Source organism: Leuconostoc sp. (assembly GCF_965300815.1).
On the sequence record NZ_CBDKZH010000057.1, the window covers coordinates 1 to 3,309 of the forward strand.

The window sequence follows — 3,309 nt, forward strand, 5'->3', positions numbered from 1 at the left end:
AAGGCAGCGGTTTTTGGTACCGCTATGCGCTGGTTCGAATCCAGCAGGGGCAATCAAAAAAACCGGCATACATCACGTATGCCGGTTTTTCTTTGGCTTATGATTTTGGTGCGTGTAAGACTAAGCCGTGCTCAGGAGTGCGCGCATTAATCACGATATCTTCAACGCGGAAAATACGGGTTAATTGCTCTGTGGTGAAGAGTTTTTTCTTTTCCGCAATTTGTTGGAGTGATTTACCGGTACGTAGGGATTCCTTGGCAATTTTAGCCGCTTCTTGATAACCGATAATTGGTGCCATCGCCGTGGCAAAGCTGGCTGAAAGATCAATATCTTGAGACAAGCGCGCCTTGTTGCTGGTAATGCCATCAATCGCGTTGATTCTTAAAGTTTGCATGGCTGCCGTTAAATGCTCAATGCCGGCAAACAGTGACCGAAAGACAATGGGTTCAAAGGCATTCAGTTCTAACTGACCAGCCTCTGCGGCAGCTGTCACGGTCGCATCAAACCCAAACATTTCAAAGGCCACTTGGTTAACGACTTCGGGAATAACGGGATTGATTTTGCCAGGCATAATCGATGAGCCCGCCTGTGGGGCCGGTAGGTTAATTTCCGACAACCCTGATCGAGGGCCTGAACTCAGCAAACGCAAGTCGTTAGAAATTTTTGACAGGTTCATCGCTAAAGTTTTGAGGGTACCAGAGAGAGCGACAAAACAATCAAGATTCTGGGTCGCGTCAAAGAGATCGTGCGCTTGTACCAAAGGTAAGTTAGTAATACCAGCCAAATTAGGCACGATATGCACTTGGTAATGATAACTGACGTTAATCCCAGAACCGATGGCTGAGCCACCCATATTTAAGAGATAGAGCGCATTACGTGCTGCGGTAATGCGCTCAACATCACGCCGCAGCGGCGTTATCCAGGGATGGAAACTGTTACCCAAGGTCATTGGGACAGCGTCTTGAAGTTGGGTACGACCCATTTTATATGTGGCTGAAAATTCATCCGCTTTGTTGCCAAGCGCGTCAATCAAGGCGAGTAATTCAGTAAATAATGGTTCAAGGAGACGGATGAGGGCGATTTTACCCGCACTAGGATATGTGTCGTTGGTACTTTGACCCATATTGACGTGGTCGTTGGGATGGATATAAGCATAGTCACCACGTAACCGGCCGGTTTGTTCTAATGCGACATTGGCGATGACTTCATTGACGTTCATATTGGTTGACGTCCCAGCACCGCCTTGAATATCACTAATTGGAAATAATTCTGGTTTGAATGGTTGGCTGAGCAATTGCTTGGTTGCCCGCACGATATGTTTGGCCACAGAACGATCTAAATTGCCGGATGTGGCATTGGTTTGGGCTGCTGCTTGTTTAATTTCCAAAAATGCGCGAATTAACTCTGGGTGTGTCACTTGGGTTGCAATTGGAAAATTGTGCAATGCCCGTTGCGTGTGAATCCCATAATAGGCAGTTTGAGGAATGTTCAATGGACCCAGTGAGTCAGTTTCGGTACGCATGATGATCTCCTTATTAAATTGCTATAGCTATATTCTATATCGGCGAACAGCTAGACCAATTAAACATGTTACTTATTATGACATGCGGTAGCGTTGATATAACAACATATTTCACTGTAATAAAATTTAAACCAAATAAAAAAAGCGTGTGCTAACACGCTTTTTATCGGGGGTTGACATCGATCACACGCACGTAATCATCGGGTTCGCCAATCACAACACGGTTCACAACATCGGTGAAGAGGCCGTGTTCGACAACGCCCACCATCTTGATGAGTTCATCACCGAAGGCGCGGGGGTGATCAATCACAGGTAAATGTAAATCAATGAGGAAATTAGCCGAGTCTGTGCGAACAGGGTTACCATTTTGGTCAAGACGCCAAGTCGGTTGGAAGCCTTCAGCCGCAAAACGTTTGAATAATTGGTGAGAACCATAGGGAATGACTTCAACTGGCAAATACTGATTTAACTTGGGCACTTGCTTGCTGGCATCAATCACCCAGATATTTTCGCGAGAATTAAAGGCCACGATTTTTTCCCATAGAAGGGCGGCACCGCCACCTTTAATGGCTGAAAAATCATCGGAAATCTGGTCAGCACCATCAATGGTCAAATCGATTTGATCAACGTCGTCGACGTTATACATTGGTATGCCGAGTTGGGCAGCGTTACGGCGCGTTTTTTCCGAAGTGGCAACGCCAACGATTTTGAGGTTTTCGTGCGCCACGCGTTCACCTAACGCATTGATGACATGCGCAATCGTTGAACCAGAGCCAATCCCAACAACCATGTCATTTTGGACAAATTCTGCGGCCCGTCGGCCAGCAATCAGCTTTTGTTGTTCTTGGGTCATGGCTTGTACTGAATCTCCTGGTATTTGTCTGGTTGGTTAAAAAATGCCTTACGGGCATAACTGCAAATCGGATGCACGGTCATGCCGTTTGCCCGTGCTTCGTCAACAACGGCGTCAAGAAGTGCTGCTGCAACCCCTTGACCGCGTAGTGCGGGGTCAACAATGGTTGAATTGATCGCATAGGTTTGGCCATCATTGATGGTTGTGTAAGTAATTTCAGCGAGACGTTTACCATCTGCTTCTAAAAAGTAACGACCGGGTTCATGTTGAAAGTCCATCATGCTTCTCCATTTCGTGACGATACGGTGATGCGAAAATCACCAGTGATAATCTAACTAGTTCCATTATACCGCAGGACACGGCTATTGGGGATGATGCGTGCCAAAAATCGGCGGCAACAGCTACGGTTTTACCGTATAATACAAAGTAAATCAATTTGACTAAATAAATGGAGGAAAACGACCATAGTCGTGGCTTTGAATGACTGTGGTTGGTGATTAAACATGCGTGGATTTGAAATTGTGTCAACAAAGGTGAACGACGGGCTTAATTTGCCAAAGCGGAGTACGCAAGCAGCGGCTGGGTATGACTTTGAAGCCTCAGAAGAAATTGTGATTCCCAGTGCATTGAGTAATCCTTTTTTCCGTGGCTTAAACATCTTATCACTCGGGAAATTAAAAAATGTACGTGATGATGAGGACTTGCAAGGGCTGCTTAAGCCGGTGCTTGTCCCAACGGGTATTAAGGCCTACATGGGTGAAGGGGAATATTTGCAATTGGTATCACGTTCAAGTGGTCCGATTAAAAAGCGCTTAATGATGCCAAATGCTGTTGGCATTGTTGATGCCGATTACTACAATAACCCAAGCAACGAAGGGGAAATTTTCTTCCAATTCATTAATTTTGGGCTTAAAGATGTCGTGATTAAAAAAGG

4 protein-coding genes are annotated in these 3,309 nt (G+C 45.6%); 1 reads left to right on the forward strand and 3 read right to left on the reverse strand.

The features are described from left to right. Positions 1 to 97: 97 nt before the first annotated feature. The 3 genes from ACW12G_RS04940 to ACW12G_RS04950 all read right to left on the reverse strand — a co-directional run bounded on the left by ACW12G_RS04940 (position 98) and on the right by ACW12G_RS04950 (position 2,653). Complete coding sequence (locus ACW12G_RS04940; protein ID WP_455647408.1) at positions 98 to 1,522, reverse strand: aspartate ammonia-lyase; 1,425 nt, start codon at positions 1,520 to 1,522, stop codon at positions 98 to 100. A 163-nt stretch (positions 1,523 to 1,685) separates the two neighbouring features. After that, positions 1,686 to 2,375 (reverse strand): ribose-5-phosphate isomerase RpiA, encoded by a 690-nt coding sequence (gene rpiA / locus ACW12G_RS04945; protein ID WP_147000832.1) that lies wholly within the window; start codon positions 2,373 to 2,375, stop codon positions 1,686 to 1,688. Then, the gene (locus ACW12G_RS04950; RefSeq protein WP_010002509.1) at positions 2,372 to 2,653 is read right to left on the reverse strand and encodes a GNAT family N-acetyltransferase; all 282 of its coding nucleotides are present in this window, start codon (positions 2,651 to 2,653) and stop codon (positions 2,372 to 2,374) included. The genes rpiA and ACW12G_RS04950 overlap by 4 nt, the downstream gene beginning before the upstream one ends. 225 nt (positions 2,654 to 2,878) lie before the next feature. On the opposite strand from ACW12G_RS04950, the gene ACW12G_RS04955 reads away from it, so the two are divergent. After that, positions 2,879 to 3,309: deoxyuridine 5'-triphosphate nucleotidohydrolase (locus tag ACW12G_RS04955; RefSeq protein ID WP_455647409.1), on the forward strand; the 431-nt coding region annotated here is incomplete at its 3' end.